This window comes from Burkholderia sp. Ax-1720, from assembly GCF_011753035.1.
In the GTDB taxonomy this organism is placed as follows: Bacteria; Pseudomonadota; Gammaproteobacteria; order Burkholderiales; family Burkholderiaceae; genus Burkholderia; species Burkholderia gladioli.
Map to the genome: position 1 here is coordinate 1 of NZ_VWWK01000459.1, position 872 is coordinate 872.

The window sequence follows — 872 nt, forward strand, 5'->3', positions numbered from 1 at the left end:
ACCGGGGCATCGGCCTCGCGCGGCTGGTCGCCGTTGTGCTCGATCCAGCCGCCGCCCAGCGCGCGATACAGGTCCACCAGGTTGGTCCAGCGCGCGAGGCGCGCCGAGATCAGCGTGGTCTGTGCCGTGTACAGGTCCGTCTGCGCGGTCAGCACCGTCAGGTAGCTGTCCACGCCATTGCGGTAGCGCAGGTCCGACAGATCGTAGCGACGTTGCTGCGCCTGCTCGTTGCGCGCCAGCGCCGCGATCTCCTGGTCATACGTGCCGCGTGCCGCCAGCCCGTCCGACACTTCGCGGAACGCCGTCTGGATCGCCTTCTCGTAGTTCGCGATCTCGATGCGCTTCTGCACGTGCGCCAGGTCGAGGTTCGCGATGTTCGAGCCGCCCTCGAAGATCGGCAGGGCGATGTTCGGCGCGAACGACCAGGCCGCCGTGCCGGCCTTGAACAGGCCGCCCAGCGTCGGGCTCGCCGTGCCGAACGCGGCCGTCAACGAGATCTTCGGGAAGAAGGCCGCGCGGGCCGCCCCGATGTTCGCGTTGGCCGCCAGCAGCGTCTGCTCGGCTTCCATGATGTCGGGACGACGCGTCAGCAGGTCCGAAGGCAAGCCGGCCGGGATATCGGTCAGCAGGCTCTGCGAATCCAGCGGCAGGCCCGCCGGCAGATCGTCGGGCAGCGGCTCGCCGATCAGCAGCACCAGCGCGTTGACCGCTTGCGCACGGTCGCGCGCCTCGGACTGCTGGGCGGCCAGCGCCTGCTCGACCACCGTCTGCGCCTGGCGCAGGTCCAGTTCCGAGCCGGTGCCGTTGTCGAACTGCAGCTTGGTCAGGTTGTACGAATCCTGGGCCGTCTTCAGCGTGTCCTCGGTGACCTT

The 872-nt window shown here is 69.0% G+C and carries 1 protein-coding gene; it reads right to left on the reverse strand.

What is annotated here, in order from left to right:
* The coding region (locus F3J18_RS37660) for an efflux transporter outer membrane subunit (protein ID WP_166917226.1) at window positions 1-872 on the reverse strand (872 nt) is incomplete at both ends.